15 protein-coding genes and 1 tRNA gene are annotated in these 17,488 nt (G+C 66.9%); 8 read left to right on the top strand and 8 right to left on the bottom strand.

Features of this window, described 5'->3' with window-relative positions:
- Positions 1-15: 15 nt before the first annotated feature.
- Positions 16-2,760: a DNA polymerase I gene (gene polA / locus QM841_RS26145; RefSeq protein WP_280782499.1), complete on the bottom strand. Its 2,745-nt coding sequence runs from the start codon at positions 2,758-2,760 to the stop codon at positions 16-18.
- 226 nt (positions 2,761-2,986) lie between these two features.
- Here polA and QM841_RS26140 point away from each other — a divergent pair, with 226 nt between their 5' ends.
- Genes QM841_RS26140 through QM841_RS26125 form a run of 4 tightly spaced genes read left to right on the top strand, consistent with a single transcriptional unit; the run spans position 2,987 to position 7,154 of the window.
- On the top strand, positions 2,987-4,357 hold the full coding sequence (locus tag QM841_RS26140; protein ID WP_283334311.1) for a branched-chain amino acid ABC transporter permease: 1,371 nt from the start codon (positions 2,987-2,989) through the stop codon (positions 4,355-4,357).
- Positions 4,358-4,361: 4 nt separating this feature from the next.
- Positions 4,362-5,351: a branched-chain amino acid ABC transporter permease gene (locus QM841_RS26135; RefSeq protein ID WP_009473649.1), complete on the top strand. Its 990-nt coding sequence runs from the start codon at positions 4,362-4,364 to the stop codon at positions 5,349-5,351.
- The gene (locus QM841_RS26130; protein ID WP_105413707.1) at positions 5,344-6,363 is read left to right on the top strand and encodes an ABC transporter ATP-binding protein; all 1,020 of its coding nucleotides are present in this window, start codon (positions 5,344-5,346) and stop codon (positions 6,361-6,363) included. Before QM841_RS26135 ends, QM841_RS26130 begins: the two co-directional genes overlap by 8 nt.
- The gene (locus QM841_RS26125; RefSeq protein WP_005247455.1) at positions 6,360-7,154 is read left to right on the top strand and encodes an ABC transporter ATP-binding protein; all 795 of its coding nucleotides are present in this window, start codon (positions 6,360-6,362) and stop codon (positions 7,152-7,154) included. The genes QM841_RS26130 and QM841_RS26125 overlap by 4 nt, the downstream gene beginning before the upstream one ends.
- A 68-nt stretch (positions 7,155-7,222) precedes the next feature.
- Here the strand turns inward: QM841_RS26125 and QM841_RS26120 are convergent, their stop codons facing one another.
- Both QM841_RS26120 and QM841_RS26115 read right to left on the bottom strand, forming a co-directional pair.
- Positions 7,223-8,545 carry an ABC transporter substrate-binding protein gene (locus tag QM841_RS26120; RefSeq protein WP_007295814.1) on the bottom strand — a complete coding sequence of 441 codons (1,323 nt, stop codon included), beginning with the start codon at positions 8,543-8,545 and terminating at the stop codon, positions 7,223-7,225.
- Positions 8,546-8,858: 313 nt separating this feature from the next.
- Entirely contained in the window at positions 8,859-9,488 is a 630-nt protein-coding gene (locus tag QM841_RS26115) for an ANTAR domain-containing response regulator (protein WP_005260374.1), read from the bottom strand.
- A 100-nt stretch (positions 9,489-9,588) separates the two neighbouring features.
- Between QM841_RS26115 and QM841_RS26110 the strand changes: the two genes are divergently transcribed.
- Positions 9,589-9,662 (top strand) — tRNA-Leu (locus QM841_RS26110).
- Between the two features lie 83 nt (positions 9,663-9,745).
- Here QM841_RS26110 and QM841_RS26105 read toward each other — a convergent pair.
- Positions 9,746-10,198 carry a carboxymuconolactone decarboxylase family protein gene (locus QM841_RS26105; protein WP_105413705.1) on the bottom strand — a complete coding sequence of 151 codons (453 nt, stop codon included), beginning with the start codon at positions 10,196-10,198 and terminating at the stop codon, positions 9,746-9,748.
- A gap of 97 nt (positions 10,199-10,295) precedes the next feature.
- On the opposite strand from QM841_RS26105, the gene QM841_RS26100 reads away from it, so the two are divergent.
- From QM841_RS26100 to QM841_RS26090, 3 genes are all read left to right on the top strand, one after another.
- Entirely contained in the window at positions 10,296-11,171 is an 876-nt protein-coding gene (locus QM841_RS26100) for a sigma-70 family RNA polymerase sigma factor (protein WP_283334310.1), read from the top strand.
- A gap of 105 nt (positions 11,172-11,276) precedes the next feature.
- Positions 11,277-11,780 (top strand): SRPBCC family protein, encoded by a 504-nt coding sequence (locus tag QM841_RS26095; protein WP_005260370.1) that lies wholly within the window; start codon positions 11,277-11,279, stop codon positions 11,778-11,780.
- 68 nt (positions 11,781-11,848) lie between these two features.
- Positions 11,849-12,832, top strand: a complete 984-nt coding sequence (locus QM841_RS26090) for a glycoside hydrolase family 183 protein (protein ID WP_283334336.1) — start codon at positions 11,849-11,851, stop codon at positions 12,830-12,832.
- A 12-nt stretch (positions 12,833-12,844) separates the two neighbouring features.
- On the opposite strand, the gene QM841_RS26085 is transcribed toward QM841_RS26090, so the two are convergent.
- From QM841_RS26085 to pyk, 4 genes are all read right to left on the bottom strand, one after another.
- Positions 12,845-14,632: an ABC transporter ATP-binding protein/permease gene (locus QM841_RS26085; RefSeq protein WP_005247472.1), complete on the bottom strand. Its 1,788-nt coding sequence runs from the start codon at positions 14,630-14,632 to the stop codon at positions 12,845-12,847.
- A gap of 198 nt (positions 14,633-14,830) precedes the next feature.
- Complete coding sequence (locus QM841_RS26080; RefSeq protein WP_009473659.1) at positions 14,831-15,079, bottom strand: hypothetical protein; 249 nt, start codon at positions 15,077-15,079, stop codon at positions 14,831-14,833.
- 105 nt (positions 15,080-15,184) lie between these two features.
- Positions 15,185-16,063, bottom strand: a complete 879-nt coding sequence (locus tag QM841_RS26075) for an acyl-CoA thioesterase (protein ID WP_009473660.1) — start codon at positions 16,061-16,063, stop codon at positions 15,185-15,187.
- Entirely contained in the window at positions 16,064-17,482 is a 1,419-nt protein-coding gene (gene pyk / locus QM841_RS26070) for a pyruvate kinase (protein WP_009473661.1), read from the bottom strand.
- Positions 17,483-17,488 lie beyond the last annotated feature (6 nt).

The following is a 17,488-nucleotide window of genomic DNA, read 5'->3' as shown; positions in this document are numbered from 1 at the left end:
GAGGACCGCCGCCGCCTAGTGTGCGGCGGCGTCCCAGCTGCGACCGGTGCCGACGGACACGTCGAGCGGCACCGACAGTTCGATGGCCGAGGACATCTTGTCGCGGACCAGCTGTTCGACCTGTTCCCGTTCCGAATCGACGACCTCGAGCACGAGTTCGTCGTGGACCTGCAGCAGCATCCGCGACTTCAGGCCCGCGTCGCGCAGTGATCGCTGCACGTTGATCATCGCGACCTTGATGATGTCGGCGGCCGTGCCCTGGATGGGGGCGTTGAGCGCGGCGCGCTCGGCGACCTCCCGCCGCTGGCGGTTGTCACTGGTGAGGTCGGGCAGGTAGCGGCGACGCCCGTACAGCGTCGACGTGTAGCCGTCCTTGCGGGCCTGCTCGACGACCTCGTGCAGGTAGTCGCGGACCCCGCCGAACCGGGCGAAGTACGCCTCCATCTGCGATTTGGCCTCTTCGGTCGAGATCTTGAGCTGGGCGGCCAGACCGAACGCGCTCAGCCCGTACGCCAGCCCGTACGACATCGCCTTCACGCGGCGGCGAAGCTCCGGTGTGACCTCCTCGATCGGCACGCCGAACGCACGCGCGCCGACGAAGCTGTGCAGGTCTTCGCCGGTGTTGAACGCCTCGATCAGGCCCTCGTCGCCGGACACGTGGGCCATGATCCGCATCTCGATCTGGCTGTAGTCGGCCGTGAGCAGCGAATCGTAGCCCTCGCCGACGACGAAGCCGTCCCGGATCTGCCGGCCTGCATCCGTGCGCACCGGGATGTTCTGGAGGTTCGGCTCGGTCGACGACAGCCGGCCGGTGGCCGCGACGGTCTGGTTGAACGTCGTGTGGATCCGCCCGTCCTCGGCGACCGTCTTGAGCAGACCGTCGACGGTGACCTTCAGCCGCGTCGCGTCGCGGTGCGCGAGCAGGTGCTCGAGGAACGGGTGCGACGTCTTCTCGAACAGGTTCTGCAACGCCTCGGCGTCCGTGGTGTACCCGGTCTTCGTCTTCTTCGTCTTGGGCATCTCCAGCTCGTCGAACAGCACGACCTGCAGCTGCTTGGGCGACCCGAGGTTGATCTGCTTGCCGATGACCCCGTAGGCCGCCTCCGCCGCCGCGGAGACCTCGGCCGCGAATCGGCTCTGCAGGTCGTGCAGGTGGGTGCCGTCGACGGCGATACCGGACGCCTCGATGTCGGCCAGCACGTCCAGCAGCGGCAACTCCATCTCGGACAGCAGAGCCGTCGATTCGATGTTGTCGAGTTCGGTGTCGAGCGCGGCCGCGAGGTCGAGGACGGCGCGGGCGCTGAGAATTTCGGTCTCGGCGGCTTCCGCGTCGACCTGGTCGGCGTCGTCGAGCAGCGACAGCTGCTCCTGGCCGGTCTCCTCCACCCGCAGCTCCCTGCGCAGGTACCTCAGCGACAGGTCGTCGAGGTTGAACGTCCGCTGCCCGGGACGCACCAGGTAGGCCGCCAGCGCGGTGTCGCTGGTGAGACCACCGAGCACCCAGCCGCGTCCGCGCAGCGCGTGCATCGCCCATTTGGCCTCGTGCAGGGCCTTCGGCTGACCGGCGTCCGCGAGCCAGTCGCCGAGCGCCTTCTCGTCCTCCGGGGTGGCGGACGCGGTGGCGATGTAGGCGCCCTCGCCGTCTGCGGCGGCGATGGCGATCGCCGTCACGTCACCGCCGTACGGGGTGCGGGTGCCGACCACCGACACGCCGGATCGCTCGCCCGTCGACGCGTGCGCCGACAGCCAGTCCGCGACGGCCCCGGGATCGAGCGCGCTCCCCCGTACCTCGAAGCCCTCCTCGGCCTCGGCTTCGACGGGGGCCAGCGTGGCGAACAGCCGGTCGCGCAGCACCTTGAACTCGAGGTCATCGAACAGCGCGTGGATCTTCTCCCGATCCCACTGCGCGAGCATCAGCTGGTCCGGGGTGTACGGCAGCGGGACGTCGCGCACCATTTCGGTGAGTTCCCGGTTGAGCAGGACGTTCGGCAGGTTCTCGCGCAGCGCGTCACCGACCTTGCCGCGGACCTTGTCGACGTTGTCGACCAGGCCGACGAGATCGCCGTATTCCTTGATCCACTTGGTGGCGGTCTTCTCCCCCACCCCCGGGATGCCCGGCAGGTTGTCGCTCGGGTCGCCGCGCAGCGCCGCGAAGTCGGGGTACTGCGCAGGTGTGAGCCCGTACTTCTCCTCGACGGCCGCCGGTGTGAACCGGGTGAGGTCCGAGACGCCCTTCTTGGGGTACAGCACCGTGACCCCGTCGGTGACCAACTGGAGCGAGTCCCGGTCGCCGGTCACCACCAGGACGCGGTACCCGAGCGCCTCGGCCTGGGTGGTGAGCGTGGCGATGATGTCGTCGGCCTCGAAGCCTTCCTCGGCCATCACCGGGATGCCGAGGGCCCCGAGGACGTCCTTGGTGATCTCGACCTGCCCCTTGAACTCGTCCGGTGCCTTGCTGCGATTCGCCTTGTACTCGGGGAACTTCTCGGCCCGGAACGTCTGCCTGGACACGTCGAACGCCGCCGCCACGTGGCTGGGCTGTTCGTCGCGCAGCAGGTTGATCAACATCGACGTGAACCCGTAGACGGCGTTGGTGACCTGACCGCTGTGCGTCTTGAAGTTCTCGGCGGGCAGGGCGTAGAACGCGCGGAAGGCCAGCGAGTGGCCGTCGAGCAGCATCAGGGTGGGGCGATCGTCGGACGACGCGGCGGCGCCGGACGCGGGGGACGTGGTGGACCGGGGGGTGGTTGCAGGGCTCACGGTTGCCCAGTCTAGGGAGCGGATCCGACACCGATCAGCCGGATGGTTCGATACCCAACCGAAACGTGCCGGAAATCCGAGAACCCCATTTCGCGCGACCGGAGCCGTTAGAGTCCGGAAATTGCGGCACGGGCGGTAGTCGAGTCCGTCGCAGCACGTTCCTGACCGATCTACACGTCCCCGGAGGACCTGCGTGGCCCCAACCGTGAGGAAGCGACTCCCAGCAGTGAGGACGCGACCGACATCCGCGAGGAAACGCACGAGGCGAGGGTCGGTCACCCGGCAACTCGGCCGTGCGTTCGTCCTCGTCCTGCTCGGCCTCGTCGCGGCGATCGCCTTCGGCGGTCCCGCGGCGGCGCAGGAACCCACCCCGCCGCCCCCACCGCCCGCGACGAGCGGGCAACCGGCGCCCCCGGAGAACGCGGTGCGGGTCAGCGGCAATCTGAACAACGCCGGCGAACGGCTCGCGGACGTCGAGGTACGCGCTCTCGATTCGTCGGGCAACGAGGTGGCGAAGGCGACGTCGGAGTCGAACGGCCGCTGGGAACTCCAGGTCGCGCCCGGCACGTACACGTTCGAGATCGTGGCGGACTCGCTTCCCGACGACGTCAGCGTGCAGGCCACGGTGCAGCGGGAAGTGGTGGCCGGTCGCACCAACACGGTGATCTTCTCGTTCGGCGAGGCCCGTACCGGTTCCGCGGTCCCGTTCTACGAGAAGCTGATTCGCCAGACCATCGACGGACTCCGGTTCGGTCTCGTGATCGCCATCGCCGGAGTCGGGCTGAGCCTGATCTACGGCACCACCGGCCTGACGAACTTCGCGCACGGCGAACTCGTCACCCTCGGCGCGGTCGCGGCGTGGGTGATCAACGTGACGTTCGGTGTGCAGCTGATCCCGGCCACCATCCTCGCAGTGTTCGTGGGCATCCTGATCGGACTGCTGAACAACGCCGGGATCTGGAAACCGCTGCGGCGACGCAAGACCGGCCTGATAGCGCAGCTGGTGGTGTCGATCGGGCTCGCGATCTCCCTGCGCTACCTGATCCTGATCTTCTTCTCCGATCGCGCGGAACCGTTCGTCGACTACCAGGCCCAGGTCGAGAGGCACTGGGGTCCGATCGCGATCACCGACGCCAACCTCGTGAGCATCGGCATCAGTCTCGTCGTTCTCGTCGGAGTGGCCCTGCTGCTGCAGAAGACGCGCATCGGCAAGGCCATGCGCGCGGTGTCCGACAACCGCGACCTGGCCGCGTCGTCCGGCATCGACGTCGAACGGGTGATCCGCTTCGTGTGGGGTCTCGGCGGCGGTCTCGCCGCGCTCGGCGGCGTCCTGTTCGGCATCTCCGAACTCGGCGGCCGCGTGCAGTGGGAGATGGGCTTCAAGCTCCTGCTGCTGATGTTCGCCGGCATCACGCTCGGCGGACTCGGCACCGCATACGGCGCGCTGCTCGGCTGCGTGATCGTCGGTCTGCTCGTCCAGCTGTCGACGCTGGTGATCAACCCCGACCTCAAGTACATCGGAGGACTGCTCATCTTGATCGTCATCCTGGTGGTCCGGCCTCAGGGCATTCTCGGCAGCCGGCAAAGGATCGGGTGAGGGCATGGACATCGCAGGAGCACTCCAGGTCTCGCTCGCCCAGCTGATCGGCCCGTCCGCGATCTTCTACGCGCTGCTGGCGATCGGCCTCAACCTGCACTTCGGCTACGCCGGACTGCTCAACTTCGGTCAGATCGGTTTCGCCCTCCTCGGCGGCTACGGCGTCGGGATCATGACCGTCACCTACCAGCAGCCGCTGTGGGTCGGCATCCTCGTCGGTCTCGCCGCGGCCGGACTCCTGGCCGTCGTCCTCGGTATCCCGACGCTGCGGTTGCGGGCCGACTACCTCGCCATCGTCACGATCGCCGCATCCGAGATCCTCCGCCTGATCTTCCGCTCCACCGCATCGGATTCCATCACCGGATCCACCAACGGGCTGTTCGGTTTCGCGGACCCGTTCACGACGCTCAGCCCGTTCGACTCGGGTAAGCAGTACAACTTCCTCGGCGTGAAGTTCTACGGCGACGACCTCTGGTCGATGGTCGTGGGGTGGACTCTCGTCCTGGTGCTGTGCGGGTTCGTGTTCCTCCTGACGCACAGCCCGTGGGGCCGTGTCCTCAAGGCCGTCCGCGAGGACGAGGACGCCGCACGCGCCCTCGGCAAGAACGTGTTCGTCTACAAGATGCAGGCGCTGGTCCTCGGCGGCATGATCGGCGGGCTCGGCGGCGTGTTCAACGCACTGCAGACCAAGTCGATCAACCCCGACTTCTACTCCACCGCACAGACGTTCTTCGCGTTCGGCGCCCTCATCCTCGGCGGCGCCGCCACGGTCTTCGGACCGGTGGTCGGCGCGATGCTGTTCTGGTTCCTGCTGGCCATCCCGGACGCCCTGTTGCGACAGGCGATCTCCGGGCCGGAGCCGCTGCTGCCGCTGACGGAACAGCAGGTCGGGGCCATGCGGTTCGTCCTGCTCGGCATCATGATCGCGGTGCTGATGGTCTTCCGGCCACAGGGCATACTGGGCAACAAGCGGGAGGTGCAGCTCAATGCCTGACCACAGACTGCCGGATCATCTGCAGACCGACACCGTGCTCACCGACGAGGAACGAGCCTCGATATTCACCGACGTCCCGCACTCCCCCGGCGCACCGAAACCCGACCCGATCCTCGTGGTCGACAACGTGTCCCGGACGTTCGGCGGGCTCAAGGCCGTCGACGTGGCGCATCTGGAGATTCAGCGCGGCTGCATCACCGGACTGATCGGTCCGAACGGTGCAGGCAAGACCACCCTGTTCAACCTGCTCACCGGTTTCGACCGGCCGGACAGCGGCACGTGGTCGATGGATGGCCAGTCGCTGGGCCGGATGTATCCGCACCAGGTGGCCCGCCGCGGCGTCGTCCGCACGTTCCAGCTCACCAAGGCGCTGTCGAAGCTGACGGTGCTCGACAACGTTCGGCTCGGCGCCACCGGGCAGCGCGGTGAGCGGATCTTCAACACGCTCCTGCCGTGGACGTGGAAGGCGCAGGAACGGGCCGTCACCGAACGAGCGAACGAACTGCTCGCGCGGTTCAAGCTCGACACCAAATCCGACGATCTCGCCGGCTCGCTGTCCGGTGGTCAGCGCAAGCTGCTCGAGATGGCGCGGGCGCTGATGACCGAGCCGACCGTGGTGATGCTCGACGAGCCGATGGCCGGCGTGAACCCGGCGCTCACCCAGAGCCTGCTCGGCCACATCAAGTCGCTTCGGGACGAGGGCATGACCGTCGTGTTCGTCGAACACGACATGGACGTCATCCGCGACATCAGCGACTGGGTGGTGGTGATGGCTCAGGGCAGTGTGATCGCCGAGTCCACGCCGGGACACCTCTCGTCCAACAACGCGGTGGTCGACGCCTACCTGGGCAGCCACCACGATCAGGCGCTCGAGTTCGACGACGAGGGGAATCCGGTGGGCGCGACGGCCGTTCTGGCCGAGGCACTCGAGAACGCGGAGGCGGCAACCCTCGAGACCGGCGGCGACCTCTCCGAACCCGACATCACCGAGCTGAGGCGTGAGAACTCATGACCGAACTGACCCCAGCGGAATTCGCGGCCACACCCGAGGAGCATGCCCGGCTCGCCGAGGGTGCCCTCGTCCGCGCGGACGGTGTGGTGGCCGGCTACATCCCCGGCGTCAACATCCTCCGCGAATGCAACTTCTTCCTTCGCGAGGGGGAGATCGTCGGCATCATCGGTCCCAACGGCGCCGGGAAGTCCACGCTCCTGAAGTCGCTGTTCGGGCTGATACCGGTGCGTGAGGGTTCGGTGACCCTGCGCGGTGAGGACATCACGTCCAAACCCGCCCACGTTCTCGTGCAGAAGGGTGTCGGCTACGTCCCGCAGACGCAGAACGTCTTTCCGTCGCTCACCATCGAGGAGAACCTCGAGATGGGGATGTATCTGCGGCCCAAGCTCTTCGCGGAGAGATTCGCGTTCGTCGGCGACCTCTTCCCGCTGCTCGTCGAACGGAAGAAGGTGAAGGCGGGCGCCCTGTCCGGCGGTGAACGGCAGATGGTCGCGATGGGCCGGGCACTGATGATGGAACCGTCCGTGCTGCTGCTCGACGAGCCGTCCGCCGGACTGTCCCCGATGTTCCAGGACGAGGTGTTCATCCGCTGCAAGCGAATCAACGCGGCGGGCGTCTCGGTGATCATGGTCGAGCAGAACGCCCGCCGGTGCCTGCAGATCTGCGACCGCGGCTACGTCCTCGACCAGGGCCGCAACGCCTACACCGACTCGGGACCCAACCTGATGCACGACCCGAAGGTGATCGAGCTGTACCTCGGGACCCTCGCGGGAAGTCAGGAGAAGAAGTAGGTCCGGTGGTTCCGGACACGACTGTGGGCCAGGTTCCCTGGCCCACAGTCCGTTTCAGGTGAGTGCGATCATCCGCCGACGACGATGTATCCGTCCGTCGTCAGCTTGTTGTCGGCACCGAACTTCAGCTTGCCGTACGAACCGATGGACGGCTCGCCTGCGGCGGTGAAGTCGAGTTTGCCGGTGATGCCGTTGTAGTCGACGTCCGTGCCGGCCTGCACGAGCGGCAGGCACTCCTGGTACGACGTGCACGGGGTTCCGCCCTCGGTGACGGCGTTGATGTTCGCGGCGATGTCGCGACCGGCCGTCGACTTCGCGGCTTCCGCGGCGAGCGCGGAAACGACTACGGCGTCGTAGGACTCACCGGCGTAGTTGAAGTCGATCAGACCCGGGTTGATGCCCTTGAGACGATCCTGGAAGGCCGGACCGACGTCCGTGAGCGGCGTGGTGCCCTGCATGCCGTCGAGCAGCGGTGCGGCCACCGACTCGCCGAGCGCGTTACCCATGTTGCCGTCCACGCCGTAGACCTTCATCCCGTCGGACGGGCCGATGCCGACCTCGTGCATGCGGGTGATGATCTTCGCGGACTCCTCGAATCCGACCACCGCGACGGCGTCGGGGGCGAAGTCCTTGACCTGGTCGATCTCGGAGTTGAACGACTGCGCGTTGGGGTCGTAGATGATCTTCTGGATCTGGTCCTCGGGGATGCCCGCGTCGACGAGGTTCTTCTGGATGTTGTCGGCGAGCCCGGTTCCGTACGGGTCGTTGAGGGCCAGGATGGACACGCGCTGGCCGCCGTCGTCCGAGATGAGTTGCGACACAGCCTGAGCCTGCAACACGTCGGTGGGGGCGGTGCGGAAGTACTGGCCCTTGTCCGGGTAGCAGACGAACTGGTCGGACGTGTTGGCCGGGGAGAACATCACGACGCCGGCGCTGGACACCTTGTCGATGACCTTCAGCGACACCGAGGACGACGCCGCGCCGATGATCACCTGGGTGCCCGCGGCCAGTTCCCGGTCGACGGTGGTGTTCGCCGTGTCGGTGGTGGTGTCGCCCGAGTCGCCGGGAATCAGCTGGACCGGCTGGCCGAGGACACCACCGGCCGCATTGACGTCGTTGACGCCGAGTTGGGTGCCCGCCACCATCGGCGGTCCGAGGAAGGAGAGGCTTCCCGTGTCGGGGAGCAGAGTGCCGATCTTCAGCGGCGCCGTGGACGGGGCACCCGCTGCCGCCGCCTCTTCGGGCGTGCAGTCGGTGGAAACAGTGGTGGCCGAGGCAGAGCTGTCACTCCCACTCGCGGAGTCGTCGCCACTGTCCGAACTACAACCTGCCAGTGCGAGAGATGCCGCGCCGAGAACCGCGGCCGCCCGCACGAGGGTCCGTTTAGCCATCCAAACTCTCCTTAGATCACCTGAGTGCGGGCGCCACCCGAGTTGGCGTCCGCTGTGGGATCAGACGCTAGCGGTCCGGCGGCTTTCGCGATCCGTCCAGAAAGGCTCGTGACCTTACTGTGATCTGAATACGACGAGTGTTTACGCGGCCGTAGCGTGGCGAGCCTCAGGCGCCGAGGAGAAGACGCACGGAGTCGACGACCACCTGACGCCGGAGGCCCAGCGGTGGGCCGACGTCAGCCGATCCGCGGACTTCCCCGCCGGCGCCTGGCCCCTCCGGCGAAAACGCATCGCCCGTCGCCGATCTCGCGCGTCAGCTGGTGGGAGCTTCCCCACCGAGGGTCTCGAGCACCACCTGCGCGACCGCCTTCATCGTCGACCGGCGGTCCATCGCGGCCCGCTGGATCCACTTGAACGCTTCGGGCTCGGTCAGCGACTGCTTCTCCATCAACACGCCCTTCGCCCGCTCGACGATCTTGCGGGTCTCCAGACGCTCGGACAGATCGGAGATCTCCCGCTCGAGCGCGGTCACTTCCTTGAACCGGCTGGCCGCCAACTCGACCGCAGGAACCAGGTCGGCAGTGGAGAACGGCTTGACGAGGTAGGCCATCGCCCCGGCGTCGCGAGCCCGCTCCACCAGCTCGCGCTGACTGAACGCTGTGAGAATGACCACGGGCGCAATACGTTTCGCCGCGATCTCCGAGGCCGCATCGATGCCGTCACGACGGGGCATCTTCACGTCCATGATCACGAGGTCGGGTTTGAGCTCCACCGCCAGGTCGACGGCGGCCTGCCCGTCCCCCGCCTCACCAACCACGTCGTAGCCCTCCTCCCGCAGCATCTCGACCAGATCGAGCCTGATCAGCGCCTCGTCCTCGGCCACCACGACCCGTCGCGGCTGCGACGGCACACCTTGCTGCTGGGGAGCGTTCATGGCCACCATTCTCCTCTGCTCGGACGACCCCGGCACGGGGAGCGAACGTTAGAAGGGTACCGGTGGTTGACTCCCGACGGCGATCTTCTACAGTGGTACAGCGCAACACGCCCTCGTATCCCAATTGGCAGAGGAAACGGATTCAAAACCCGTCCAGTGTGAGTTCGAGTCTCACCGAGGGCACTGCCAGGATTTCTCGCGAATCGCAGGTCAGATGCATTCTCTGACCTGCGATTCGCATTTCGTCCCCCGTCACGGTGTTTGCGTCACCACTGGCCCGCGACCTGCCGGGTGGCGGCGTTGAGCCGGTTCCAGAGGTTCACGGTGGCGATCGACAGGACCAGCGACGCGAGCGCCTGCTCGTCGTAGTGCCGGGCGGCCTCGTTCCACACGTCGTCGGGCACCGGGTCCGAACGGTCGCTCAACCGGGTCATCGACTCGGCCAGCGCCAGGGCCGCGCGTTCGGCGTCGCTGAAGTACGGAGCCTCCCGCCACGCGGCCACCGCGAAGATCCGCTCGTTGGTCTCGCCCTCCTTCTCCAGCTCACGCGAATGCATGTCGACGCACACGCTGCAGCCGTTGATCTGGCTCGACCGCAGATGGACGAGAGCGTGCGTCACCGGCGGCACGTCCGCCTTCGACGCTGCCTTTCCCAGAGCCAGCAGAGACTTCATGGCGTCGGGAACGATCATCGCGGGGTTGGTCATCCGGGCTTTCATGATTGCCTGCCTCCAAAGGTATTCGGGTGATCTGATGTCACACCGGGTGATTTTCGTTCTCACTGACATGACGAACCGCGACGGCAGAATGTGACAGATGAACGACGACGAAGTTCTGGCACACCGCTTCGAGGAGAGCCGGACGCATCTGTCTGCGGTCGCCTACCGGATGCTCGGCTCGATCAGCGAAGCGGAGGACGCCGTGCAGGAGGGCTGGCTCCGGCTCAGCCGTGCCGAGACCTCGGATGTGGAGAATCTGCGGGGTTGGCTGACGACGGTCGTCGCCCGGGTGTGCCTCGACATGCTCCGCTCACGGAAGATGCGCAGTGAGGAGCCCCTGGACGTCCATGTGCCGGATCCGATCGTGAGCGAGCTGGACGGGGCCGATCCCGAGCACGAGGCGGTGCTCGGTGATTCGGTCGGACTCGCGCTGCTGGTCGTGCTCGACACGCTGACGCCCGCCGAGCGGCTCGCCTTCGTGTTGCACGACATGTTCGCACTGTCCTTCGACGAGATCGCCCCGATCGCCGGACGCACCCCCGCCGCGTCCCGTCAGCTGGCGAGCCGCGCGCGCCGCCGCGTCCAGGGGTCGGGGCCGGTTCCGGATGCCGACCTGACCCGGCAGCGCGAGATCGTCGAGGCATTCATGGCCGCCTCACGGGGCGGCCGGTTTGACGATCTCCTCGCCCTGCTCGACCCGGACATCGTCCTGCGGGCCGACGGCGGCGCGGACGGATCCTCTCTCGTGCGCGGAGCCCGCGCCGTCAGCGAGCAGGCCCTCACCTTCGCGCGCTTCGCTCCTTTCGCCCGGCTCGCCCTGGTGAACGGCGCCGCCGGGGTCGTGACCGCACCCGAGGGAAAGGCCATGTCCGTCATGGCCTTCACCGTCTCAGGTGGGAAGATCGCCCGGATCGACATCCTCGCCGACCCGCACCGCCTGCAGGTTCTGGGGCTCTCTTCCGCCGGCGACTGACGACCCCGCAGGTAGCGGCGGTTTTTTGTGCCCGATCCTGGGGATCTGCGCCGTCCTGCCAGTACCATGGTGGAACAGGTACGCCCTCGAGCACGGAGGTCACCCATGGAGCTCGGCACCGTCACTTTCACCTACGACGGGCGGGTAGCCCTTCGATTCCAGCAAGCGCTCTCGCACTCGCCGGAGAAGGTGTGGCGAGTTCTCACCGACCCGCAGTACCTGAAGGCCTGGTTCCCCGCCGACGTCGAATTCGACCTCACCCCGGGCGCCGAACTCGTCTTCCGCGTGACGCCGGAGCAGGTGCGCCGATTCGGATTGCCCGCAGATCAGACCACCACCGGGACGGTCATCTCGGTGCATCCCGCGCACATCCTCGAATACCTGTGGGACGCCGAGACCCTGCACTGGGAACTCGTCCCCGACGGCAGCGGAGGCTGCTGGCTGACGCTCACCCACACCGTGGAAGAAGAAGAATCCGCCTACGCCCACGCCGCCGGCTGGCACGCGGGACTCGAGGTAGTCGAAGCGCAACTGGACGGCCGCGAGGTCGACTGGTCCCCGTGGGATCGGGCCGACGAACTCGCCGCGTCCTACCGCAAGACGTCCTGACCACCGGATTCACCGACACGGGAGAAGCGCGTATCGCGGGCAGCACAACCACACCGGCAGCGACCTTCGTGAAGGAGGTCACCGGCGAGGCGACGCGACGCTGGGGTGTACACGGCACCGACCTCGGCTGTCCCGCGCGCCTCGCCGACGGGAGAGTCGCGTTCTTCTTCGGCGACACGTTCAGCTCGCACGGCCGGCACGGCAGGCGGTGGCGCAGCCCCGTGATGTTGCGCTCCACCACCACCGATCTCCGGGGCGGCATCGAGTTCGACTCCGCGGCCGGCGGCCGGACGGCGCGGGAGATCCTGCCGAACGCGCACGATGTCCGCGAACTTCCCGACCGGGAATCGGCGGGCACCGAGTTCACCGTCGTCCCTGCCGACGCCGTCACGATCGGTGATCGGACGTATCTGTCCGTCGTCAGTGTGCACTCGTGGAGGTCACGTGCGTGGCCGACGAATTTCACGTATCTCGCCTGGTCCGACGACGGCGGCGAGAACTGGCACCGCTCACCCGCCCGCTGGGACAACCGTGGTGGGTCGCTCGATCAGCTGTGGACCATGGAGCGGCACGACGGCTACGTCTACGTCGTCTCGAGCGCGTTCGACCGCACCAATCCGGGTGGGATGATCCTCCGGCGGGTCCCCGAACCGTGCATCCTCGAGCCCGGAGCCTACGAAGAGTGGGGCTGGGACCGCGGCACGGGGTGGGCGTGGGGACAGCCCGCGACCCCGATCCTGCCGGGCCCCGTCGGCGAGATGTGCCTGCGACGGATCGACGGCACCTGGGTCCTCGCGTACTTCGATCCCGCCGCGTACGCGATCGTCACACGCACGGCGGAGCGCATCGACGGACCCTGGTCGGAACCGACCGTGCAGATCGCCGGCGGCGACTGGGGAGCGACGGACGGCACGTGGGCGCAGATCTACGGTGGATTCATCCATCCGGCGTCCACACTGGGCGAGCTGCATCTGTTTGTGTCGCAATGGAACACGACGACCGGTGACCCTTATCGCGTCCTGCAGTTCACGACTCGGCTGGACGCCGGGTAGCCCGCCGCAGAGTCACCCGACGAGTTCCGACTCCGTCCACCGGCCCTCGCCCTCCAGTTCCACACCGCGGGAATGGAACTGGTTGAGGGTGCTGCGGTGACCCACACTCACCACGATGCTGTCCGGGAGTTCGGTCCGGAGCAGGGTGTAGAGCGTGTATTCCAGGCCCTCGTCGATGGCCGACGTGGCCTCGTCGAGGAAGATCACTGCGGGCCGTGCGATCAGCACCCGCGCGAACGCGAGACGCTGCTGCTCACCCGGCGACAGGATCCGCGTCCAGTCGGCGGTCTCGTCGAGCCGATCCCCCAGATTGCCGAGCGACACCTTCGACAACGCAGCGCGCACGACGTCGTCGGCCGCCGTCGGCTCCTTCGGGTATGCCAGTGCGGTTCGCAGCGAACCGAGCGGCAGGTACGGCCGCTGGGACAGGAAGATGGCCTCTCCCGCGGGTCGCGACACCGTGCCGTCGGCGTACGGCCACAGATCGGCGAGTGTGCGGAGCAGGGTGGTCTTGCCCGAGCCGGACGGGCCCTTGACCAGCAACGACTGCCCGGGGGTCACGGTGAGCTCGAGGCCCTCGATGAGGGTCTGGCCCGTGGGGATGCGCACGTCCAGCTTCTCGACCTGGAGGTCGTCGCCCGACTTGCCGGTCTTCAGGATCGGAAGTTCGGCGGCGTGCTGGTTGTCGTTGGCCAGACCGTTGAGTCGGATGAGGGTGGCGCGGAAACTCGCGAAGTCGGCGTACGACTCACGGAAGAAGGACAGGGAGTCGTGGACCTGCCCGAACGCCTGCGACGTCTGCATCACGTCACCGAGCGACACCTGACCGGTGAACAGTCGGGGCCCCTGCACGAGGAACGGGAAGATGACGGCCGTCTGGTTGACGGTGAGGTTCCATCCACTGAACTTCAACGTCCGGAAGACGATCTGCCACATGTTCCGGATGACGTCCGCGAACCGTCCGGCAAGGGTGCGGCGCTCGACGTTCTCGCCGCGGTAGAACGCGATGCTCTCGCCGTACTCCCGCACCCGGATCAGCGCGTAGCGGAAGTTGGCGCCCAGTTTCTCGTTGAGGAAGTTCAGCTTGATGAGCGGCTTGCCGATCCAGAACGCCACCACCGTGGTCACCAGCACATAGATGTAGACGAGGAAGATCATCGCCCGCGAGATCTCGACGCCGAACACCGTCATCGGGCCGGACAGATCCCACAGGATCCCCGTGAACGACACGATCGACAGCACGGCCGTCACCGCGCCCATCGACAGCGAGCGGGACGTGGTCACGAAGTTGGTGATGTCGGCCTGGACGCGCTGGTCCGGGTTGTCGATCGCGTCGTCCAGGAACCGGTCACGGTAGTAGGCGCGGCTGTCGAGCCAGTCGTCGACGAGATGGTGGTTGAGCCACGTCCGCCAGTCGATGTCGAGGGTCTGCCCGATCAGGTACTCGATCAGGGCCCGCACCACGTGGACGGTCGCCAGAAGGGCGAAGACGCGGAGGAAGTGCCAGAACGCCGACTCGTCCAGGTTCTGGATCGAATCGTAGAAGTCGTTGTACCAGTAGGAGAACAGCACCGTCATCCGCACCGCGAAGACCGTCGACAGCAGCAGCACCGCCAGGATCGTCAACGGCTTCAGGCTGCGCCGCGGATTGAAGTACGGCGCGGCGAAGCGCCAGAACTGCCTACCCCATTTGGTGAACCGCGCGAGCAGTATCACTACGACGACGAACGCGACGACAGTCATGACGTAGGCCTTGAGCAGCCACATTGCGCTGTCCCAGACGACGTTGTTCCAGTCCACGACCCATATCCCCGATCACGAGGTGAAACTCACCAGAAAAGATGGCGAAGTCTAACCCCGGACCTCGGTCGTCGGCGAGAGATACACGCAGGACACGCATCGACGCGCACCCACACGTCGCCCGATGTCCCATTTGGGCGGTTTCGGCCGCACAGGTGGGACATCGGGCAGGGAGAACGGGCGTCCGTCGACGGGAGTCTACGAGTCCTTCTCGGGCTCAGGCTTTTTCAGGTTGCCCTCGTCGTCGACGTAGTCATCGAAGGCGGTACCCGACACCGTGCCGTCGGAGCCGGGCAGGACGACCGTCTCGCGGGCGCCCGGCTCGTAGCGGGCGTCGATCTCCTCCACCTTCTTCTTGGCTGCGGCGAGCGCCTCGTCGTCGGGAAGGGGAACTTCGGTCTCGGCCGGCCGGCCGGTGTTCTTCTGCTCGGGTGCGTCTGCGCTCATAATGCACGTCCGTTCCGTTTCGGAGATTCCAGACCGACCATACGCCGCGGCCACCAGTTGGACTACCGTTCAAAACCGTTCGGTGGCAAAGGAATGGCGGAGTCGCTACTTCCGCGGCGGGAAGTGGCGGATGAGACCTTCCTGAACCACGGTGGCCAGCAACTCGCCTTCCAGGGAGAAGAAGCGCCCCGTCGCGAGGCCGCGGGACCCTGCTGCGACCGGCGACTCGGTGGCGTAGAGCGTCCAGTCGTCGAACCGGAACGGCCGGTGGAACCAAATGGAATGGTTGACGGTGGCCGCGACGATCCGGTCCAGCCCCCACGACAGTCCGTGGGTGGTGATGATGGAATCCAGGACCGTGGTGTCCGACGAGTAGCCCATGACGGCCACGTGAATGAGCGGGTCGTCGGGAAGGTCGCCGTCCGATTTCATCCAGACCCGGTTGTGGGTGAGCTTCTCCCCCGTGCCCTTCATGATCCACGACGGGTCGTTCGCGTAACGCATGTCGATCGGCTTGAGGGCGTCGACGAACATCTTCAGTCGATCCTCGTACCCCAGGAAGTGGTCGCCCAGTGGCGGCAGCGTGTCCGGGAACGGGACGTCGGGCACCTCGACCGCGTGCTCGAGACCCTTGCCCCAGTCCTGGAACGCCGCCAGCATGACGAACAGTTCCTCACCGTTCTGCAGCGCCGTGACCTGACGGTTCGCGAAGGCCCGTCCGTCACGGTGCCGCTCGACGCGGTATTCGATGGGTTCCTTGACGTCGCCGCCGCGGATGAAGTGAGCGTTGATCGCGTGCACGGCACGCTCGCCGCTCACGGTGCGGCCGGCGGCGACCAGTGCCTGGGAAATCAACTGGCCGCCGAACGTCCGGCTACCCACCTGCGCGGGATGCCGACCTCGGTACGTGTCCTCGCCGGTCTTCTCGAGATCGAGAAGTTCGAGCAGAGTCTGGAGATCGGTCTTCGCCGCGACTTCGCTCACCTAGTGGTCCTCTTCGCCGATTCTGTGGACGTGGATCAGGTTGGTCGAGCCTACGGTGCCGGGCGGCGACCCGGCCACGATGACCACCAGTTCACCCTTCTGGTACCGGCCCAACCCGAGCAGGGCGTGGTCGACCTGCCGCACCATGGCGTCGGTGCTCTCGACCGGGTCGACGATGAACGTCTCGGTGCCCCACGTCAGCGACAACTGGCTGCGCACCTCAGGCAGCGGGGTGAACGCCAGCAACGGCAGCGGCGTGTGCAGTCGCGCCAGCCGGCGCACCGTGTCCCCGGACTGGGTGAACGCGACCAGCGCCTTCGCATCCAGCCGCTCCCCGATGTCGCGGGCGGCATAGGAGATGACACCGCGCTTGGTGCGCGGCACATGCGTCAGCGGCGGCACCTGGGTGGACTCGTTCTCCACCGCCTCGACGATCCGCGCCATCGTGCGCACCGTCTCCATCACGTACTTACCGACCGACGTCTCACCCGACAGCATCACCGCGTCCGCGCCGTCGAGGACCGCGTTCGCGACGTCGGACGCCTCGGCGCGGGTGGGCCGCGAGTTCTCGATCATCGACTCGAGCATCTGGGTGGCCACGATGACCGGCTTCGCGTTCTCCCGGGCGATCTGGATCGCCCGCTTCTGCACCAGCGGCACCTGCTCGAGCGGCAACTCCACACCCAGGTCACCACGGGCGACCATCACCGCGTCGAACGCCAGCACGATCGCCTCGAGGTTGTCGATCGCCTCCGGCTTCTCGAGCTTCGCGATCACCGGGATCCGGCGACCGACCCGATCCATCACGGCGTGAACCAGTTCCACATCGGCCGGCGATCGCACGAACGACAGGGCGATGAAGTCGACGCCGAGGCCGAGCGCGAACTCGAGGTCGGCGATGTCCTTCTCCGACAGCGCCGGGACCGACACGTTCATCCCCGGCAGGGACACACCCTTGTTGTTGCTGACCGGGCCGCCCTCGGTGACCCGGCAGATCACGTCGTTGCCGTCCACCCCGGAGACGACGAGACCGACCTTGCCGTCGTCGACCAGCAGGCGGTCACCCGCCTTGGCGTCCTCGGCGAGTTGCTTGTAGGTGGTCGACACCCGGTCGTGGGTGCCCTCGACCTCGTCGACGGTGATCCGCACTTCCTCACCGTTGGCCCACGTGGTGCGCCCCTCGGCGAACCGGCCGAGCCGGATCTTCGGGCCCTGCAGGTCGGCGAGGACACCGACCGCCTTCCCCGTCGCGTCCGAGGCGGCCCGGACGCGTTTGTAGTTCTCCTCGTGGTCGGCGTGTTCGCCGTGGCTGAAATTCAGCCGCGCCACGTCCATACCGCTTTCGACGAGCTCGCGAATACGGTCACCGGTGGCGGTAGCAGGTCCAAGTGTGCATACGATCTTCGTGCGTCGGTTCACGGCCTC

It is taken from the genome of Rhodococcus sp. IEGM 1307 (assembly GCF_030056915.1).
Lineage (GTDB): Bacteria > Actinomycetota > Actinomycetes > Mycobacteriales > Mycobacteriaceae > Rhodococcus_F > Rhodococcus_F opacus_D.
Note: the sequence above shows the minus strand (reverse complement) of the source record. Positions and strands in the feature narration are given on the sequence as shown.

Coding starts and splice junctions, on each gene's coding strand:
- QM841_RS26100 (WP_283334310.1), top strand. CDS start 10,296: ATGAACGACGACGAAGTTCTGGCACACCGCTTCGAGGAGAGCCGGACG.
- QM841_RS26115 (WP_005260374.1), bottom strand. CDS start 9,488: ATGGTGGCCATGAACGCTCCCCAGCAGCAAGGTGTGCCGTCGCAGCCG.
- QM841_RS26095 (WP_005260370.1), top strand. CDS start 11,277: ATGGAGCTCGGCACCGTCACTTTCACCTACGACGGGCGGGTAGCCCTT.
- QM841_RS26080 (WP_009473659.1), bottom strand. CDS start 15,079: ATGAGCGCAGACGCACCCGAGCAGAAGAACACCGGCCGGCCGGCCGAG.
- QM841_RS26135 (WP_009473649.1), top strand. CDS start 4,362: ATGGACATCGCAGGAGCACTCCAGGTCTCGCTCGCCCAGCTGATCGGC.
- QM841_RS26120 (WP_007295814.1), bottom strand. CDS start 8,545: ATGGCTAAACGGACCCTCGTGCGGGCGGCCGCGGTTCTCGGCGCGGCA.
- QM841_RS26130 (WP_105413707.1), top strand. CDS start 5,344: ATGCCTGACCACAGACTGCCGGATCATCTGCAGACCGACACCGTGCTC.
- QM841_RS26125 (WP_005247455.1), top strand. CDS start 6,360: ATGACCGAACTGACCCCAGCGGAATTCGCGGCCACACCCGAGGAGCAT.
- QM841_RS26105 (WP_105413705.1), bottom strand. CDS start 10,198: ATGAAAGCCCGGATGACCAACCCCGCGATGATCGTTCCCGACGCCATG.